The organism is Streptomyces sp. NPDC127108 (assembly GCF_042677545.1).
In the GTDB taxonomy this organism is placed as follows: domain Bacteria; phylum Actinomycetota; class Actinomycetes; order Streptomycetales; family Streptomycetaceae; genus Streptomyces.
In genome coordinates, this window is the sequence record NZ_JBHXTE010000046.1 from 67125 (window position 1) to 86280 (window position 19156).

General features: G+C 70.1%; 11 protein-coding genes, 1 tRNA gene and 1 rRNA gene. 1 reads left to right on the top strand and 12 read right to left on the bottom strand.

The features are described from left to right. Positions 1-356 precede the first annotated feature (356 nt). The 9 genes from ACFVHO_RS32030 to ACFVHO_RS32070 all read right to left on the bottom strand — a co-directional run bounded on the left by ACFVHO_RS32030 (position 357) and on the right by ACFVHO_RS32070 (position 15091). Positions 357-827, bottom strand: a complete 471-nt coding sequence (locus ACFVHO_RS32030; protein ID WP_030362857.1) for a Dps family protein — start codon at positions 825-827, stop codon at positions 357-359. A 277-nt stretch (positions 828-1104) separates the two neighbouring features. Next, entirely contained in the window at positions 1105-1479 is a 375-nt protein-coding gene (locus tag ACFVHO_RS32035; protein WP_030362858.1) for a helix-turn-helix domain-containing protein, read from the bottom strand. Between the two features lie 109 nt (positions 1480-1588). Then, positions 1589-2188: a CinA family protein gene (locus ACFVHO_RS32040; protein ID WP_385722314.1), complete on the bottom strand. Its 600-nt coding sequence runs from the start codon at positions 2186-2188 to the stop codon at positions 1589-1591. Beyond that, on the bottom strand, positions 2188-2907 hold the full coding sequence (gene pgsA / locus ACFVHO_RS32045; protein ID WP_385722317.1) for a CDP-diacylglycerol--glycerol-3-phosphate 3-phosphatidyltransferase: 720 nt from the start codon (positions 2905-2907) through the stop codon (positions 2188-2190). Before pgsA ends, ACFVHO_RS32040 begins: the two co-directional genes overlap by 1 nt. Further along, positions 2904-4433: a 30S ribosomal protein S12 methylthiotransferase RimO gene (gene rimO / locus ACFVHO_RS32050; RefSeq protein ID WP_385722320.1), complete on the bottom strand. Its 1530-nt coding sequence runs from the start codon at positions 4431-4433 to the stop codon at positions 2904-2906. The genes pgsA and rimO overlap by 4 nt, the downstream gene beginning before the upstream one ends. Before the next feature lie 84 nt (positions 4434-4517). Beyond that, positions 4518-5384: a helix-turn-helix domain-containing protein gene (locus tag ACFVHO_RS32055; protein ID WP_385722323.1), complete on the bottom strand. Its 867-nt coding sequence runs from the start codon at positions 5382-5384 to the stop codon at positions 4518-4520. Between the two features lie 267 nt (positions 5385-5651). Next, positions 5652-8480 (bottom strand): DNA translocase FtsK 4TM domain-containing protein, encoded by a 2829-nt coding sequence (locus tag ACFVHO_RS32060; protein WP_385722325.1) that lies wholly within the window; start codon positions 8478-8480, stop codon positions 5652-5654. 91 nt (positions 8481-8571) lie between these two features. Then, complete coding sequence (locus ACFVHO_RS32065) at positions 8572-9255, bottom strand: two-component system response regulator (RefSeq protein ID WP_190119327.1); 684 nt, start codon at positions 9253-9255, stop codon at positions 8572-8574. A 307-nt stretch (positions 9256-9562) separates the two neighbouring features. Beyond that, a complete protein-coding gene (locus tag ACFVHO_RS32070) occupies positions 9563-15091 on the bottom strand; it encodes a HAMP domain-containing protein (RefSeq protein ID WP_385722328.1) in 5529 nt (1842 codons plus the stop codon). 264 nt (positions 15092-15355) lie between these two features. On the opposite strand from ACFVHO_RS32070, the gene ACFVHO_RS32075 reads away from it, so the two are divergent. Next, the gene (locus tag ACFVHO_RS32075) at positions 15356-18016 is read left to right on the top strand and encodes a SpoIIE family protein phosphatase (protein ID WP_385722331.1); all 2661 of its coding nucleotides are present in this window, start codon (positions 15356-15358) and stop codon (positions 18014-18016) included. Positions 18017-18107: 91 nt separating this feature from the next. Here ACFVHO_RS32075 and ACFVHO_RS32080 read toward each other — a convergent pair. The 3 genes from ACFVHO_RS32080 to rrf form a co-directional block, all read right to left on the bottom strand. Then, positions 18108-18180 (bottom strand) — tRNA-Thr (locus ACFVHO_RS32080). Positions 18181-18288: 108 nt separating this feature from the next. Next, entirely contained in the window at positions 18289-18948 is a 660-nt protein-coding gene (locus ACFVHO_RS32085; RefSeq protein WP_385722349.1) for a DegT/DnrJ/EryC1/StrS family aminotransferase, read from the bottom strand. A 117-nt stretch (positions 18949-19065) separates the two neighbouring features. After that, a 5S ribosomal RNA gene (gene rrf, locus ACFVHO_RS32090) occupies positions 19066-19156 on the bottom strand; the annotation flags it as partial.

Consider the following 19156-nt stretch of genomic DNA (forward strand, 5'->3'; position numbering starts at 1 on the left):
CCTCCCGCCAGGAGCCAGGCCGACCGCACGGCCGCACACGGAGCCCGCCCGGACGGACGCCGGACGCGGGCTTTCCGAGTCTCCCCCGCCCCACTCGCCCCCGCATCCGAAGAGCCCACAGCCACCCGCACCGCACCCCCGCACCATCGGCTGGAGCTGGAGTACGACCCAGAACCAGAAGTACGACCCAGAACCAGAAGTACGGCCCAGAACATCGACAGCACCAGCCCGACACTCACAGAACCGGGCCAGGACGGACGAACAGACCAGTCCAGGGCTGACGACCAGACCGGCCCCGTCCGGTCCGCCGAGACACTCCCACGGGCCGCCCGTCCCCCAAGGCGCCCCCGCCAGACCTATCCGTTCTCGGCCTGGAACATCCAGTGATGCTTCTCCAGGTCAGCCGTGATCTGGATGAAGATGTCCTGGCTCACCGGATCCGCGTCACCGGTGGCACCCACCCGCTCCCGCATCCGCGTGATCACCGCTCCGAGCGCGTCCACGAGCGCCCCGACCGCGTCGGTGTCCTTGACCCAGCCGTCGGGAACCTGGCCGATACCGCTGCTCGACGCCACCGTCCCGGCCCGCCCGTCGGGCGAGACACCGAGCGTGGAGGCACGTTCGGCGACGGTGTCGGAGTGCAGCCGGGCGGTGTCCACGACCTCGTCGAGCTGCAGGTGCACGGAGCGGAAGCGCGGGCCGACCACGTTCCAGTGGATCTGCTTGGCCACCAGGGACAGGTCGACGAGGTCCACGAGGGCGCCCTGCAGCGCCTCGGACACAGTCTTCAGATCGTCGTCGGGCAACGGGCTCTTCACGACGTACATCGGTTCCTCCGCGTCTTGACTGTCGTCACTGTTGTCACTGTCGTCACGGTCGTCTGGCTGTCACAGCCAGCCAGCTGCCATCACCAGCCAGCTGTCCTCGTGTCTCGGCTGTCCAAACAACGCCGCTCAAAACACCATCAACCATCGCGCAAGCGCTACATTACGGCCACTTCGGGCACCACTCGCAGGCGAGAAACAGCGGCCGACCGGAACAGGACAGCAAAAGCCCCGGCCGGACAGCCCGGCCGGGGCTCTGTGCGCGTAAGAAGCCTGAACGTCAGGCGGCGACGACGTCGACCGCTTCCGCAGGCGCCTTGATGGTCACCCGTTCCGGTGGCACACCGGTCACCGAGACGGAATTGAGCATCGGACGCATCGGTGCGCGCACCGGTTCCGTAGCCGCTGCCGACTGGGCCAGCTCGGCGAGCGAAAGCTCGTCGCTCACTTCCCGCATGAGCTCGGACATCCGTACGTCAAGCGCGTCGCAGATCGCGGAAAGCAGCTCGGAGGAAGCCTCCTTCTGCCCCCGCTCCACCTCGGAGAGATAGCCGAGTGAGACTCGGGCGGACGAGGAGACTTCGCGCAGAGTACGGCCCTGGCGCTGGCGCTGCCGACGCAGCACGTCACCCAGCAGGCGACGGAGCAGAATCATCGGTGGCTCCCTCCTCGGACCGCGTAGCCGCATCCTTCACGCCCCACCGTACCGCCTTGCGCGGCGGCCGTGCGGGGAGCGATGTCGTGTTCACTCAGGGCTGCAAACATCAAGTCCCCCCGTTCTGTTCCGTATCCTGTGCCCGCTCGTTCCCGGCGCGTTCTCCCGAGAGCTGCCGAAGGAGCAGTCCCAGCACACTGCGTACGCTCTCTCTACGGATTTCCGTACGGATTCCGTTCAACCTCAGGCCGGCCACATTCCCCTCAGAGCGAAGCGGGGAACCAGGGCCGACGACCGCGACGAACACCGTTCCGACCGCCTGTCCGTCCTGCGGATCGGGGCCGGCGACGCCCGTCGTGGCGAGCCCCCAGTCCGCGCCGAGCAGCTCGCGCACACCGGCGGCCATCTGCAGGGCGACGTCGCCGTCCACGGCTCCGCGGGCGGCGAGCAGCTCGCCGTCCACCCCGAGGACTTCCCGCTTCAGCTCCGTCGCGTACGCCGTGACGGAGCCGCGGAAGACCCGCGAGGCACCCGGCACCGACGTTACCTCGGCGGCCACGAGACCGCCGGTCAGGGATTCGGCGACGGCGAGCGTCTCACCGCGCCCGGCGAGCACCCGCAGCACCTCGGCGGCCACCCCGGCCCCGGCCACGCCTGCGGCGTCCACACCGGCACCCGCACCGGCGCCCGCCTCCGATCCCCCCGACATCACTTCGCGGCTCCCCGCTCCGGCTCCGGGTCGGCCTCCTCGCGCGCGGCGTCCGCGCTCGCCGCCGCGCTCGCCGCCATGCCCTGCCTGCGCAGCACCACGGCCTGCTTCACGTAGTCCAGGCCGGTGACCACGGTGAGGACGACGGCGACGCCCATCACCCAGAACCGCAGGGTCGCGAGCGGGCCGGTCAGCGCCAGGACGTACATCCCGACGGCCGTGCCCTGCGCGAGGGTCTTCATCTTGCCGCCGCGGCTTGCCGGGATGACGCCGTAGCGGATCACCCAGAAGCGCAGCAGTGTGATCCCGAGCTCACGCCCGAGGATCACGCCGGTCACCCACCAGGGCAGGTCGCCGAGCCAGGACAGACAGATGAGCGCCGCCCCCATGATCGCCTTGTCGGCGATGGGGTCGGCGATCTTCCCGAAGTCCGTGACCAGGTTGTACGTGCGGGCGAGGTGACCGTCGAAGAGGTCGGTGATCATGGCGATGGCGAAGGCGGCCCAGGCGAACGAGCGCCAGGCCGGGTCGTAGCCGCCGTTGCCGAGGAGCAGCATCACAAAGCCGGGCACGAGCAGCAGCCGGACCATGGTCAGCAGGTTCGCGACGTTCCACAGGCTGGCCTGGTCGACCGCCGCGGCGCCCAGCTTCCCGCCGCGCACCGGCTTCGCGCCGTGCGCGCCGGAGCCGCCCGCCGCGGATGCCGGGACTTGGGTCATCTGCCCGTCCCTTCGCCGACGCCCCGGGACCGGCCCGCACCGGGGCCCTCGGGGCCGGCTCCGGCCCCTTCTCCCAGGAGCTCGCACTGCTCCGCCACCAGATCCACGCCTTCCGTACCGACCACCTTTGCCACGACCATACGGCCGACGTGCAAGGGCTCCCCAGCCGTCGCGTCCGCGAACCGGATCTGGCCGTCCGTCTCGGGCGCCTGGTGCGCGGCGCGCCCGATGGCGCCGTCCTCGTCGTCGACGGACTCGATCAGCACCTCCAGGCGCTCGCCGAGGCGCTCCTCAGCGCGCTGCGAGGTCAGCTCCTCCGCGAGCCGCGAGACCCGCGCGAGCCGCTCGTCGACGGTGTCCTGGTCGAGCTTGTGCTCGTACGTCGCCGCTTCCGTGCCCTCCTCGTCGGAGTACCCGAAGACGCCGATCGCGTCGAGCCGGGCGCCCGTGAGGAACCGCTCGAGCTCGGCGACGTCGGCCTCGGTCTCGCCGGGGAAGCCGACGATGAAGTTGGAGCGCACACCGGCCTGCGGCGCCTTGCCGCGGATGGTCTCCAGGAGCTCCAGGAAGCGGTCGGTGTCCCCGAAGCGGCGCATCGCGCGCAGCACGCCGGGCGCGGAGTGCTGGAAGGAGAGGTCGAAGTACGGCGCGACCTTCTCGGTGGACGTCAGGACGTCGATGAGTCCGGGGCGCATCTCGGCGGGCTGCAGGTAGCTGACCCGGACGCGCTCGATGCCGTCGACGGCGGCCAGCTCGGGCAGCAGCGTCTCCAGGAGCCGGATGTCGCCGAGGTCCTTGCCGTACGAGGTGTTGTTCTCGGAGACCAGCATGACCTCCTTGACGCCCTGCTCGGCCAGCCAGCGGGTCTCGCCGAGGACGTCCGAGGGGCGGCGCGAGATGAAGGAGCCACGGAAGGACGGGATGGCGCAGAAGGAGCACCTGCGATCGCAGCCGGAGGCGAGCTTCACCGAAGCCACCGGGTTGCTCCCCAGGCGGCGGCGCAGGGGCGCACGCGGCCCGGAGGCGGGCGCGAGGCCCTCGGGCAGGTCCACGGGCGCGTGGCCGGGCAGGGAGACCTCTGAGCCCGCTTCCTGGCGCTCCGCGGGGCTGATCGGGAGCAGCTTGCGGCGGTCGCGCGGGGTGTGCGAGGCGTGGATGCCGCCGTTGAGGATGGTCTGCAGGCGGTCGGAGATGTCGGCGTAGTCGTCGAAGCCGAGGACGCCGTCGGCTTCGGGCAGCGCCTCGGCGAGATCCTTGCCGTAGCGCTCGGCCATGCAGCCGACGGCCACGACGGCCTGCGTCCTGCCGTGACCCTTGAGGTCATTGGCTTCGAGCAGGGCGTCTACGGAGTCCTTCTTGGCGGCTTCGACGAAGCCACAGGTGTTGACGACGGCGACGTCCGCGTTCTCGGCGTCCTCCACGAGGTCCCAGCCGTCCGCCTCCAAGCGGCCTGCGAGCTCCTCCGAGTCCACCTCGTTACGGGCGCAGCCAAGCGTGACAAGGGCGACGGTGCGGCGTTCGGGCATGGAATCAAGACTACTTCGTCCATGCGTCGGCGCCCGCCGCCAGGGTTCACTGGTGATCGCGACGGGCGCTCGGGGCGGGGCAGGTCAGCCGACCTCGGGGTCACCCTTCGTGTACGTCAGGCGCTCGACCTGGCCCGGTTCGAATTCGTTGTCGACCGGCTTGCCGTTCACGAACAGCTTGATCGCGCCGGCGTCGCCGAGGACGAGGTCGATCTTCTGCTTGTCCTGGAAGGTCTTGCTCTGGCCCTGCTTGAGCAGGCCGTCGAACAGCTGTCGGCCGTTGTGGTCCTTCACGGAGATCCAGCTGCGGCCGTCGGCGGCGTCGACCTTGACGGTCACCTTGTCGCGCGGCACCCCGGCGACGGCGCTGTCCGAGGGGTCCGGCTTGGGGTCGGCGGGCTTGCTGCCGCTCGGCTTCGGGGCGGCGGACTTGCTGGGCGTGGAGCCCTCGGCGACCTGCTGGCCGCCGTCGCCGTCCTCGTCTCCGCTGAAGGCGGTGTACCCGACGAAGGCGATCACGGCGACGATGGCGGCGACCATGGCCGCGGTCCAGTTCGGGCGGCGCGGCTCGGAGCGGATCCGCTCGGCCTCGAACAAAGGTGCGGCCGGAGTGGGCGCGGGCGGCCTGCCGCCGTGCCCCGCGTCGTACTGCGCGACCAGCGGGGCGGGGTCGATGCCGACGGCGCGCGCCAGCGTACGGATGTGTCCGCGGGCGTACACGTCGCCGCCGCAGCGCGAGAAGTCGTCCTGTTCGATCGCGTGCACGATCGGGATGCGCACCCGGGTGGACGTACTGATCTCGTCGACGGTCAGTCCCGCGTCCACGCGTGCCTGCCGAAGGACATGACCGATCGAGGGACGCTCTTCCGCGGGGCGTTCGGCCGCGGGGCTGTCCTCTGCGGGGCGGTCGTCTGAAGGGTGGTCGTCTTCAGGGGAGTTGCCGATGGACACGGGTGCGCCTTTCGAGCGTGTAGCCACCTGCCGGACATTCAGTCTAGGGGGGCCGAGAAAGGGTGGGGCAACCGGGCGGACGGACTTTGTACGCCATCAGAATGGCCGGACATCCTGATGGTGGGACATGGTGCTGTTCTTCCCCTCAACTTGACGTGAGCCGAAGAGAAACGGTTGCTTGCATTCTCGAACGGGTGAGCACGTCCCCGTACGGGTGAACGCGACTCCCCCGGGTCAAACCGGCTCCGTACGAGCGAACCGGCTCGTTCAGGGAGCCTCCCCGCGGATCACGGCGAGCACTCCGTCCAGCTCATCGGGTTTCACAAGAACGTCACGTGCCTTTGAGCCTTCGCTCGGTCCGACGATGTTCCGCGACTCCATGAGGTCCATCAGGCGGCCCGCCTTGGCGAAGCCGACGCGCAGCTTGCGCTGGAGCATCGACGTGGACCCGAACTGGGTGGAGACGACCAGCTCGGCCGCCTGGCACAGCAGGTCGAGGTCGTCGCCGATGTCCTCGTCGATCTCCTTCTTCTGCTTGGTGGCCACGGTGACGTCGTCGCGGAAGACGGGCGCCATCTGGTCCTTGCAGTGCTGGACGACCGCGGCGACCTCGTCCTCGGTCACGAAGGCGCCCTGCATGCGGATGGGCTTGTTCGCGCCCATGGGCAGGAACAGGCCGTCGCCCTTGCCGATCAGCTTCTCGGCGCCGGGCTGGTCGAGGATGACGCGGCTGTCGGCGAGCGAGGAGGTGGCGAAGGCGAGCCGTGAGGGAACGTTTGCCTTGATCAGGCCGGTCACGACGTCCACGGAGGGCCGCTGCGTGGCCAGGACCAGGTGGATGCCTGCGGCGCGCGCGAGCTGCGTGATGCGCACGATCGAGTCCTCGACGTCACGCGGCGCGACCATCATCAGGTCGGCCAGCTCGTCCACGATGACCAGCAGGTACGGGTACGGCTGCAGCTCCCGCTCGCTGCCCTCGGGCGCGTTGACCTTGCCCGCGCGCACGGCCTCGTTGAAGTCGTCGATGTGCCGGAACCCGTACGCGGCGAGGTCGTCGTAGCGCAGGTCCATCTCGCGTACGACCCACTGCAGCGCCTCGGCCGCGCGCTTGGGGTTGGTGATGATCGGCGTGATCAGGTGCGGGATGCCCTCGTACGCGGTGAGCTCGACGCGCTTGGGGTCGACGAGGACCATCCGGACGTCCTCGGGCGTCGCTCTTATCATGATCGAAGTGATCAGGCAGTTGATGCAGGACGACTTGCCGGAGCCGGTGGCTCCGGCCACCAGGATGTGCGGCATCTTGGCCATGTTGGCCATCACGTAGCCGCCCTCGACGTCCTTGCCGAGCGCCACCAGCATCGGGTGGTCGTCCTCGGCGGCGTCCGCGAGGCGCAGGACGTCACCGACGTTGACCATCTCGCGGTCGGTGTTGGGGATCTCGATGCCGACCGCGGACTTGCCGGGGATGGGCGAGATGATCCGCACGTCCGGAGAGGCCACGGCGTACGCGATGTTCTTGGCCAGGGCCGTGATCTTCTCGACCTTCACGGCGGGGCCGAGCTCGATCTCGTAGCGCGTGACCGTCGGGCCGCGCGTGAAGCCGGTGACGTCGGCGTCGACCTTGAACTCGCTGAAGACGTTCGTGAGGGAGTCCACCACCGCGTCGTTCGCGGCACTGCGGGCCTTGCCGGGGCCGCCGCGCTCCAGGAGGTCGAGGGAGGGCAGCGAGTAGGTGATGTCTCCGGAGAGCTGCAGTTGCTCCGCGCGCGGGGGCAGGTCGCGGTGCTCGTCGGGGGCGGCCTTGGTCAGGTCGGGCACGCCGCCAGCGGGGGCCTTGGGCGCAGCCTTCCTGCCCGGGACGGGGGCTCCGGGGACGGGGGCCTCGGTGGCACGGGCCGGCGGCACGGGGGCGGACCGCTCGTGCTCCTCGCGGTCCACGGTGACGCCCTGCGTGAGGTCGGCGACCAGGGCCGAGGGCGGCATGCCGTGCATGACGGCGCCGTCGAGCGCCGCGGCCGCGGCGGCGGCCACGTCCACGGCGTCCATGGGGCGGTCGAGGTCGGGGCGCACAGACGCGCGACGCGGCCTGCGCCGCTTCGAGAGGGCCTCCTCCTCCGCCTCGTCGGCCGAGGGCCCCTGCGGGCCGCTCCCGGGCTTCCTGCGGCGCCGCGCGGGCAGGGCCTCGCGCCACTGCTCTTCGTAGCGCTCGTCGTCGTCGGAGTATTCGGGGTAGTCGGCGTACTCGCCGTGGTCCCCGTACGCGCCCTCCGCCTCGGGTGCCTCCACGACGCCGAGCCGCACCCCGAGCTGCCGCAGCCGCTGCGGGATGGCGTTGACGGGCGTGGCCGTGACGACGAGCAGCCCGAAGACGGTCAGCAGGACCAGCATCGGTACGGCGAGGACCTCACCCATGGCCTTGTTCAGCGGCGTGGACACGCCCCAGCCGATGAGCCCGCCCGCGTCCCTTATCGCCTGCATGCCCTCGTCGCGCGCGGGCGACCCGCACGCGATGTGCACCTGGCCGAGCACGCCGATGACGAGCGCGGACAGGCCGATCACGATGCGGCCGTTGGCGTCGATCTTCTCGGGGTGCCGGATGAACCGCACGGCGATGGCCGCGAGCAGTATCGGCACCAGCAGGTCGAGCCGGCCGAAGGCGCCGGTCACCAGCATCTCGACCAGATCGCCCACGGGCCCGCGCAGATTGGACCAGGTGCCCGCGGCGACGATCAGGGCGAGGCCGAGCAGAAGCAGCGCGATGCCGTCCTTGCGGTGGGCCGGGTCGAGCCCCTTGGCGCCGCGTCCCACGCCGCGGAACATCGCGCCCACCGCGTGCGCGATGCCGAGCCAGACGGCGCGCACCACGCGGTAGAGGGGGTTGGTGGGGCTCGGCGCCGGCTTCGGGGCGGGCTTCTTGGCCGCGGCCTTCTTGGCGGGCGCCTTCTTCGCCGCGGGCTTCGCGGGCGCTTTCTTGGCGGCGGCCTTCTTCGCCGGAGCCTTGGTCGGCGCGGCCGCCTTCTTCGCGGGCGTCTTCTTGGCTGCGGGCTGACGTGAGGCCATGGGTGTGAGGTTACCGGGGGAGACGACGGTGGACACGTGTGCCCACTGCTTCACCCGTCTGTGTCGCCCTTGCCGGGGCGGGAAACTGACGGGTGTTCACAGTGGGCGGGCGAGGCCTGCGCGCGCGTCAGTTCTGTGAAGGCACCGAAGGGGCGCCGCTGCCCGTGCCCGGCTCCAGTGCGTCAAGAGCCCTGCGCAAACCCGTGAGTTTGCGTTCGAGATGGGCTGCCGTGGCGACGGCGGCGGCGTCCGCCGAGTCGTCGTCGAGCTGCTTGGACAGCGCTTCGGCCTGCTCCTCGACGGCAGCGAGGCGCGCCGACAACTCGGCCAGCAGACCGGCGGGCTCCTTGGCCTCCGCGGCCGCGGCCTTGGCGCCGCCTTCGAGCTGGAGCCGCAGCAGCGCCGCCTGCTCGCGCAGTTGGCAGTTCTTCATGTACAGCTCGACGAACACCGAGACCTTGGCGCGCAGCACCCACGGGTCGAAGGGCTTGGAGATGTAGTCCACGGCGCCGGCCGCGTACCCGCGGAAGGTGTGGTGCGGGCCGTGGTTGATCGCGGTGAGGAAGATGATCGGGATGTCCCGGGTCCGCTCTCGCCGCTTGATGTGCGCGGCGGTCTCGAAACCGTCCATTCCTGGCATCTGGACGTCCAGCAGAATGACCGCGAAGTCGTCCGTCAGCAGCGCTTTGAGCGCTTCCTCCCCGGACGATGCCCGCACCAGCGTCTGATCGAGCGCAGAGAGGATGGCCTCCAGCGCCAGCAGATTCTCCGGCCGGTCATCGACCAGGAGGATCTTGGCCTTCTGCACCATGGCCCGCCCTCCTCGCCCCGGCGGTACACCGGGCGCCGCCCCAGGGGACGGCTCCCTTGCGCCGTCCGTCCTTGTGCCGGTCATGGTAGCCGCACCCCGCCTGTCGCCACACCCTGTCACCGCGATGTCACTGTGCACGTAGCAGAAACGCAGTGGCGGACCAGAAGGTTCCCCGTATACCGCGGTTCTACACGACGTCGGCCACACTCTGTCAGCAACTCCGCGTAATGGTGCGGCTTCTTCGCACCGACCGCGAGCCGCCTTCCCGCCGTACCCGAGTCGGCTTCCGGCCGCCCCGGCCGCCGGGTCACTCCCGGTGCATCCACTGGTGCATCACCGACAACAGATGATCAGGGTCGACCGGCTTGGTCACGTAGTCCGACGCCCCGGAGTCGATGGCCTTCTCCCGGTCGCCCTTCATGGCCTTCGCCGTGAGCGCGATGATCGGCAGTCCGGCGAACTGCGGCATGCGGCGGATCGCCGTCGTCGTCGCGTAACCGTCCATCTCCGGCATCATGATGTCCATCAGGACGACCGTCACGTCGTCGTGCTGCTCCAGGACCTCGATGCCCTCGCGGCCGTTCTCCGCGTACAGCACGGCCAGGCCGTGCTGCTCCAGGACGCTGGTGAGCGCGAACACATTGCGGATGTCGTCGTCGACGATGAGCACCTTCTCGCCGCCGAACTGGATGCGCACCCGCACGGCCGGAGCCTCCTCCCCCGCGCTCTCCTGCCATTGCTCCTGCGCCCCCGCGCCGACCGCGGGCTGCCCCGGGACCGCCTGCGCGGGACCCGTGGCCGACGGCGCGCCCCGGCGGCGGCGCCGGAACAGCGCGGCGGGGCCAGGAGCCGCCTGCGGGGGCGTGGTGGCGGGCGGCTGGGACTGCGGGTGCCCGTTCGCGCCCGCGGCGGTCTCCGGAGACTCCAGGGACTCCAGGGGCTCCAGTGCGGGCAACTCGGGAGTCGCGGACGGCGGCGGGAGCTGGGTGTAGCCCTGCGGCGGCAGTTCGCTGGGGTGCAACGGCAAATACAACGTGAAGGTGGAGCCGCGCCCCGGTTCGCTGGCCGCGTGGATCTCTCCGCCGAGCAGTCGCGCGATCTCCCGGCTGATCGACAGGCCGAGGCCCGTGCCGCCGTACTTGCGGCTGGTCGTGCCGTCGGCCTGCTTGAAGGCCTCGAAGATCACCCGCATCTTGCTGGCCGCGATGCCGATGCCGGTGTCGGCCACGGAGAAGGCGATCAGGTCGGCGTCGGCGTCCCGCAGCGACCCGGCCTCCAGGAGCTGCTCCCGGATGGCATTGGGCACGTCGTTGCTGGCGAGCCGGATGACCAGTTCGACCGCTCCGGAGTCGGTGAACTTCACCGCGTTGGCCAGCAGGTTCCGCAGCACCTGAAGGAGACGCTGTTCGTCCGTGTGCAGCGTCGCGGGCAGCTCCGGCGACACCCGTACGGAGAAGTCGAGGCCCTTCTCCGCGGTCAGCGGGCGGAAAGTGGCCTCTACGTAGTCCACGAGTTGGACGAGGGCGATGCGCGTCGGGCTGACGTCCATCTTGCCCGCCTCGACCTTCGACAGATCGAGGATGTCGTTGATCAGCTGGAGCAGGTCCGAGCCCGCGCCGTGGATCGTCTCGGCGAACTCCACCTGCTTGGGCGTGAGGTTCGCGTCGGCGTTGTCGGCGAGCAACTTCGCGAGGATGAGCAACGAGTTGAGCGGGGTGCGCAGCTCGTGCGACATGTTCGCCAGGAACTCGGACTTGTAGCGCATCGACACCGCGAGCTGTTCGGCGCGCTCCTCCAGGACCTGCCGGGCCTCCTCGATCTCGGTGTTCTTGACCTCGATGTCGCGGTTCTGCTGGGCAAGCAGTGCCGCCTTGTCCTCCAGCTCGGCGTTGGACTCCTGCAGCGCCTTCTGCCGGTTCTCCAACTCCGCGGACCGCTCGCGCAGTTGCTCGGTGAGCTCCTGCGACTGCTTGAGCAGGATCTCCGTCTTCGTGTTGACGCTGATGGTGTTGACGCTCGTCGCGATCATCTCGGCGATCTGGCTGAGGAAGTCCTTCTGGATGTGCGTGAACGGCTGGAAGGACGCCAGCTCGATGACGCCGAGCACCTTGCCTTCGAAGAGCACCGGCAACACGATGACCTGCGCCGGGGGCGCCTCGCCGAGCCCGGAGGCAATCCGCAGATAGCCGGACGGCGCGTTCTCCACGAGGATCGTGCGCCGCTCCTTGGCGGCCGTGCCGATGAGCGTCTCCCCCGGCCGGAACGACGTCGGCATCGACCCCATCGAATAGCCGTAGCTGCCCAGCATGCGCAGTTCGTACGCGTCCTCGTCACCGCCGAGGTCACTCGCGTCGTCGGTCGGCATGGCCAGGAAGAACGCGCCGTGCTGGGCCGAGACGACCGGCGTCAGCTCGCTCATGATCAGCGAGGCGACGTCCTCCAGGTCACGGCGGCCCTGCATGAGGCCGGAGATCCGCGCGAGGTTGCCCTTCAGCCAGTCCTGCTCCTTGTTGGCGAGGGTGGTGTCGCGGAGGTTCGCGATCATCGTGTTGATGTTGTCCTGGAGGACCTGGATCTCGCCCGCCGCGTCCACGTCGATCTTCAGGTTGAGGTCGCCGCGCGTCACCGCGGTGGCGACGGCCGCGATGGCGCGCACCTGCCGGGTGAGGTTCCCGGCCATCTCGTTCACGGACTCCGTCAGGTCCCGCCAAGTGCCGTCGACGTCCCGCACCCGCGCCTGACCGCCCAGCTGCCCCTCGGTGCCCACCTCGCGGGCGACCCGGGTGACCTGCTCGGCGAACGAGGAGAGCTGGTCGACCATCGTGTTGATGGTGGTCTTGAGCTCCAGGATCTCGCCGCGCGCGTCGATGTCGATCTTCTTGGTGAGGTCGCCCTTGGCGATGGCCGTCGTGACCATCGCGATGTTGCGCACCTGCCCGGTCAGGTTGGACGCCATCCCGTTCACGGACTCGGTGAGGTCCTTCCACGTACCGGACACGCCCGGAACGCGCGCCTGGCCGCCGAGGATGCCGTCCGTGCCCACCTCGCGGGCCACCTTGGTGACCTGGTCGGCGAACGAACTCAGCGTCTTCACCATCGTGTTGAAGGTGTCCGCGAGCTGCGCGACCTCGCCGCGCGCCTCGATCGTCACCGTCTTCGTCAGGTCACCGTTGGCGACGGACGCCGCGACCTGCGAGATGTTGCGCACCTGCATGGTCAGGTTGTTGGCCATCAGGTTGACGTTGTCGCTGAGGTCCTTCCAGATGCCCGTGACGCCGACCACCCGCGCCTGGCCGCCCAGCTTGCCCTCCGTGCCCACCTCACGGGCCACCCGCGTGACCTGCTCCGCGAACGACGACAGCTGGTCGACCATCGTGTTCACGGTCGTGACGAGCTCGAGGATCTCGCCCTTGGCGTCGACGGTGATCTTCTTGGACAGGTCACCCATGGCGACGGCCGTCGTGACCTCGGCGATGTTGCGCACCTGGAGGGTGAGGTTGTTCGCCATGCCGTTCACGGACTGCGTCAGGTCCTTCCACGTACCCGACACGCCCTGCACCTCGGCCTGCCCGCCGAGGATGCCGTCCGTACCCACCTCGCGGGACACCCGCGTCACCTGCTCGGCGAAGGCCGAGAGCTGGTCCACCATCGTGTTGAGGGTGTTCTTCAGCTCCAGGATCTCGCCGCGCGCGTCCACGTCGATCTTCTGCGACAGATCACCGCGCGCCACCGCCGTCGCGACCTGCGCGATGTTGCGCACCTGAGCCGTGAGGTTCCCGGCCATGCCGTTCACGGAGTCGGTCAGGTCGCGCCACACACCGGCGACGCCCGGCACCTGCGCCTGGCCGCCGAGTCGCCCTTCCGTGCCCACTTCCCGCGCCACGCGCGTCACCTGGTCGGCGAACGCGGAGAGCTGGTCCACCATCGTGTTGATGGTGTTCTTCAGCTCCAGGATCTCGCCGCGGGCGTCCACGTCGATCTTCTGCGACAGGTCGCCGCGGGCCACCGCCGTCGTCACCTGGGCGATCTGGCGCACCTGCGAAGTCAGGTTCCCCGCCATGAAGTTGACGGAGTCCGTGAGCTCCTTCCACGTACCGCTGACGCCGTCCACGCGCGCCTGGCCGCCGAGCCGCCCCTCCGTGCCCACGTCCCGCGCCATCCGCGTGACCTGGTCGGCGAACGACGACAGCTGGTCCACCATCGTGTTCACGGTGTTCTTCAGCTGGAGCATCTCTCCGGAGACGTCGACCGTGACCTTCTGGGAGAGGTCACCGTTGGCCACCGCCGTCGTCACCTGCGCGATGTTGCGCACCTGCCCGGTGAGGTTGCGGAAGGCGGTGTTCACCGAGTCGGTGAGGTCCTTCCACGTCCCCGCGGCGCCCGGCACCTGCGCCTGCCCGCCGAGCTCGCCCTCGACGCCGACCTCCCGCGCCACACGCGTCACTTCGGCACCGAACGACGACAGCTGGTCCACCATCGTGTTGACGGTGTTCTTCAACTCGAGCATCTCGCCCGCGACATCGACGGTGACCTTCTGGGAGAGGTCACCGCTGGCCACCGCCGTCGTCACCTGCGCGATGTCCCGCACCTGCGTCGTCAGGTTCCGGAAGACCGTGTTGACGGAGTCGGTCAGGTCCTTCCACGTCCCGGCCGCGCCCGGCACATTGGCCTGCCCGCCGAGCTGCCCCTCCGCGCCGACCTCGTTGGCGACGCGCGTGACCTCGTCCGCGAACGTCCGCAGCGTCTCCGTCATCTGGTTGATGGTCTCGGCGAGCTGGGCCACCTCGCCGCGCGCGCTCACCCGCACCTTCTGCGACAGATCGCCGTTCGCGACGGCCGTCGTGACCTGGGCGATGCCCCGCACCTGCGCGGTCAGGTTGCCCGCCATCAGGTTCACCGAGTCGGTGAGGTCCTTCCACACGCCCGCGACGCCCGGCACCTGCGCCTGCCCGCCGAGCTCGCCCTCCGTGCCGACCTCCCGCGCGACCCGGGTGACCTCGGAGGAGAACGAGGACAGCTGGTCCACCATCGTGTTGACGGTGTTCTTCAGCTCCAGCATCTCGCCGGCCACGTGCACCGTGACCTTGCGGGACAGATCACCCTTGGCGACCGCCGTCGTCACCAGGGCGATGTCGCGCACCTGCGCCGTCAGCCGGTACGCCATCGTGTTGACCGAGTCCGTGAGGTCCTTCCACGAACCGGACATGCCGCGCAGCCTGGCCTGCCCGCCCAGCTTGCCCTCCGTGCCGACCTCACTGGCCACCCGCGTGACCTCGTCGGTGAACGTGGACAGCTGGTCGACGAGGTTGTTGACGGTGCGCCCGACCTTCAGGAACTCACCGCGCAGCGGATGGCCGTTGCCCTCGTCCGCCTCCGCGCGCAGCTCCATGCGCTGCTCCAGGTCGCCCTCCGCGACCGCGGACAGCACCCGGCCGACCTCGGAGACGGGCCGTACGAGGTCCTCCACGAGGGCGTTCGAGGCGTCGATCGCCGCCGCCCAGGAGCCCTCCATGGCCCCGCCCCGCAGCCGCTCTGTGAGCTTTCCCTCACGCCCCACCGTGCGCCGCACCCGCGACAGCTCACCGGTCAGGTGGAGGTTGCGGTCGGCGACCTCGTTGAAGACCGCGGCGATCTCCGACATCACGTCGTCGCCCGAGACCGTCAGGCGCTTGCGGAAGTTCCCGTCCCGCATCGCCACCAGGGCGACGAGCAGCCTGTTGAGGGCCGCGGCGTCCACCGTGGCCGTCGTCCCGTTCCGCGGCTTGCGCTGACTGCTCAGGGACCGTCCGTCCTTCGCGCGCGTCTTTGTGCCACGCGTCGCAGCGCCAGACTCCACTGTGTCCCTCCCGCAAGGGTCGACCGTACTGCTGGGGCTCCATCTGGAAGCCTGCCCAGTGTTTCACCATGGCCGAACCAGGCCATAACAGTTCGGCAGCTTCGCACACCGTCCGCACACCCTCCGGGCGGAAACACTGGCGACCGGCATCAGCTTGGACGGCGAAGGTAAGTAACCTGGCATCCGGCTGTCCAACCACCCCGGTCCTGCCCGGCCAGGGCGGTGGCACACATAAACAGCGGGCATCGGAGGGGCGGCCGCACCATGGGACTGCAGATTCCCGGGGGACAACGGACGAGGAGCTCTGTGATCACCGCGCGCGCGGCTGCGACTTTCGAACCCGTCGGGCGTTCCGTCGCGACGGCCCGTTCGTTCGTCAGAGACACCCTCCAGGGCTGGGGGTTCTCCGACATCGTCGACGACGCGGTCGTTCTGACCAGTGAACTCGTCACGAACGCCGTCGTCCACGCGGGCACCGCCGCCGACGTCCTGTGCCTGCGCACCGAGGACGCCGTCCGCATCGAGGTCTCCGACCACTATCCCGAGCGCGAGATCCCGCTCCAGAACTCCCCCGCGACCATGGGCAGCCCCGACCGCGAGGGCGGCCGCGGCCTCCAGCTCTGCGCCGCGCTCGCCACCCGCTGGGGCGTCGACTACACCTCGACCCACAAGCAGGTCTGGTTCCAGCTCAACCTGCCCGACCGCCCCGTCGGCACCCGCGCCGCGGGCCCCGCGCTCCCGGCCGACCTCCTCCCGATCACCGACGGCCGCGTCCGCGTCGCCGTCGTCCAGATCGACCGCGCGGGCGCCATCTCCGCCTGGAACGAGGACGCCGAGGAACTCTTCGGGTACGTCGCCGAGCAGGTCACCGGCAAGCCCCTCACCGACTTCGCCGCCTGGCCGCACACCCCCGGCACCAGCACCGGCATCGCCGACGCCCTCCAGCTCTCCCGCTGGGAGGGCAGCTACGGAATCCGCGACTCCGGCGGCCGCGTCATCCCCGTCTACGCCTCGCACCTGCGCGTGCGCGACACCGACGGCGAGCCCTCCACGGTCTGCCTTCTCGTACGCGACGACGAGCGCGCCGTCCTGCAGACCCCGCTGCGCGGCCCCTCCCCCGAGCCGGGCACCCTCAGCGAACCGCGCGCCGCCGACCCCTTCGAGGTCTTCATCGGCTCGCCCGCGCCGGAGGACCTGGACGGCCTCCTGCAGCGCACGGTCGAGCGCGCCCGCGACATGCTCGACGGCGACGCGGCCTTCCTGCTCCTGGCCACGGACGACGAGACGGAACTGGAGGTCCGCGCCTCCACGGGCCTGCCGTCGGCCCGCCAGCGCTTCGCCCGCGTGCCTGTGGAGGCGGGCCCCGGCCGGTACGGCTCGGCGCGTCTCCCGGCCGTCCACGAGGACCTCACGGTCGTCCCGGGCGCCGTCCCGCTGCTCAACAGCACCGGCATGCGCTCGGTCGTCACGGTCCCGCTGAAGGTCGAGGGCCGCCTCACGGGTTCGCTCGGTGTCGCCGCCGAGGCCCCCGACCGGTACTCGAACGAAGAGGCCCTGCGCCTGCAGTTCGCCGCCGACCGCATCGCCCTCGCCGTCGAGTCGGCCCGGCTCGGCGAGCTGGAGCGCCTGCGCCGCGGCTCCTTGTCCTTCCTCGTGGAGGCCTCCGACCTGCTCGCGGGCACCCTCGACCGCGATCAGACCCTGGCCCTCATGGCCCAGATGACCGTCCCGACGCTCGCCACGTGGTGCGCCGTCTACACCATCGCCGACCAGGCCTCGGAGCCGTATCTCTCGTACGTCCTGCACGAGGACGAGGAGCGCATCGACGGCCTCAAGGCCCTCCTCACGAAGGTCGCCCCGCCGGACCCGGTCCCGACCCCGGGCGCCCGCGTGTGGACGGCCCCCTCCGACGCCGCGCACCAGGCGGCCCTGCGCACGTCGATGCGCAACCTGGGCCTCGGTGAGCCGATGACGGTCGGCGCGGGCATCGGCACGACCCTGTCGACGGCCTCCGCGGTCGGCGGCGAGACGGTGGTCCTGCCTCTGGTCGCCCGCAACCGCGTCATCGGCATGCTGGTGCTCGGCAAGCCCTCCGACGAACACTTCCGCCAGGAGATCCTGGAGCTCGCCGAGGACCTGTCCCGCCGTGCCGCCCTGGCCCTGGACAACGCCCGCCTGTACTCGGAGCGCATGGCGATCAGCCAGTCCCTGCAGCGCAGCCTGCTCCCGCCCGGCCTGCCCCAGGTCCCGGGCGTGGAGGTGGAGGTCATCTACCGCGCGGCCGGCGAGGGCAACGAGGTCGGCGGTGACTTCTACGACCTCTTCCCGATCCGCGACGGCGCGTACGGCTTCGCGATCGGCGACGTCTGCGGCACGGGCCCGGAGGCGGCCGCGGTCACGGGCCTGGCCCGGCACGCGCTGCGCCTCCTTGCCCGCGAGGGCTTCGGCGGCCCCGCGGTCCTGGAGCGCCTCAACGCCGCGATCCTCGACGAGGGCGCCCGCAGCCGCTTCCTCACGCTCCTGTACGGCGAGTTGTGGCCCCAGGAGGACGGCTCGGCGGTCCTGAAGATCGTCTGCGCGGGCCACCCGCTGCCGCTGCGCCTGCGCCAGGACGGCACGGTCGAGCCGTACGCGGAGCCGCAGCCCCTGCTCGGCGTCATGGACGACCTGGAGCTGTACGAGCAGACGGTGACCCTGGATCCCGGGGATGTCCTGCTGTGCGTCACGGACGGCGTGACGGAGCGCCGCGAGGGCACGCGCATGCTGGGTGACGACGGTCTCGCCGACGTCCTGACGACGTGCACGGGGCTCACGGCGGGCGCGGTGGCGGCCCGCATCATGCGCGCGGTGGAACGCTTCGCGTCGGACGCCCCGTCGGACGACATGGCGATCCTGGCGATGCGCGTCCCTGGCCTCGAGGACTGAACGACGTGTGCCCCTTCCTCCTGAAGGGGCACACAGCAAAGAAGGCCACCGTCCTCTGGACGATGGCCTTCTCGTATTCCTTGAATCTCTGAGCCCCCAAGCGGAATCGAACCGCTGACCTTCTCCTTACCATGGAGACGCTCTACCGACTGAGCTATAGGGGCCAGTTGCGTTCTGCGGGGTTTCCCTCGCGGCAACGGAATAGATCCTACCCGAACATCGGGCGCCTCAGAACCGCCGTCTCCTCGGTCGCCGAGGAACATGGCCGAAATTCAGAACGCGGGCTGCAGCAGCCCGCCGAGCGCGTTGCACGCCGACACGATCCGCTGGAGTTCCCGTCGCGTCAACGAGGCGTCCACGGGCAGCGCGAGCGTTTCGTCGGCGGCCCGCTCGGTCTGCGGCAGTTCCACGTCCCGCCAGTACTTCGGCGTCCGGTGCAGCGGCGTCTTCACGGGTACGCGGCAGTCAACTCCCCTGGCCCGTACGGCGCGCGCGAACGCGTCGCGGTCCGGCCGCCCGTTCCCGGGCACCCGCACGACGTACTGGTGGCTGTGGGCGGCTCCTCCGGCCGGCGTTATCACTCCAGTGAGGCGCCCGTTCAGATACGAGGCGTATGCCTGCCGCTGCGCGATCCCGTCCCGCGGCGCGTCCGGCTCCGCGTGCTCCAGTACGAGGAGCGCGTGCCGCTGTCCGACGGCGTGGAGCCCGGCGATGTCCGCCTGGTTCCCGAAGCGGTGTACGGCGACCACAGCGGCCGTCCGGGGGGTGACGACGGCGTCGACCGCCTCGGGGTCGAGGCAGTACGTCCGCGGGTCGATGTCCGCGAACACGGGCATGGCGCCCGCGAGCACGGCGGCCTCGGCCACTTCGGCGTTCCCGTAGGCGGGGACGATGACTTCGTCCCCGGCGCCGACTCCTGCGGCTCGCAGCATCGCAAGTGTTCCCATGTCGCGGATGTTGGTCGCGCAACGTGAACGGGGAGTAACGCGCAACAAAAAAGAGCTGGTCCCTGAACCGAAGTTCAGGGACCAGCTCTTCTATCAATTTTAGTTCGGCGGCGTCCTACTCTCCCACAGGGTCCCCCCTGCAGTACCATCGGCGCTGTAAGGCTTAGCTTCCGGGTTCGGAATGTAACCGGGC

Coding starts and splice junctions, on each gene's coding strand:
- ACFVHO_RS32035 (WP_030362858.1), bottom strand. CDS start 1,479: ATGATTCTGCTCCGTCGCCTGCTGGGTGACGTGCTGCGTCGGCAGCGC.
- pgsA (WP_385722317.1), bottom strand. CDS start 2,907: ATGACCCAAGTCCCGGCATCCGCGGCGGGCGGCTCCGGCGCGCACGGC.
- ACFVHO_RS32040 (WP_385722314.1), bottom strand. CDS start 2,188: ATGTCGGGGGGATCGGAGGCGGGCGCCGGTGCGGGTGCCGGTGTGGAC.
- ACFVHO_RS32065 (WP_190119327.1), bottom strand. CDS start 9,255: ATGGTGCAGAAGGCCAAGATCCTCCTGGTCGATGACCGGCCGGAGAAT.
- rimO (WP_385722320.1), bottom strand. CDS start 4,433: ATGCCCGAACGCCGCACCGTCGCCCTTGTCACGCTTGGCTGCGCCCGT.
- ACFVHO_RS32075 (WP_385722331.1), top strand. CDS start 15,356: ATGGGACTGCAGATTCCCGGGGGACAACGGACGAGGAGCTCTGTGATC.
- ACFVHO_RS32085 (WP_385722349.1), bottom strand. CDS start 18,948: ATGCTGCGAGCCGCAGGAGTCGGCGCCGGGGACGAAGTCATCGTCCCC.
- ACFVHO_RS32030 (WP_030362857.1), bottom strand. CDS start 827: ATGTACGTCGTGAAGAGCCCGTTGCCCGACGACGATCTGAAGACTGTG.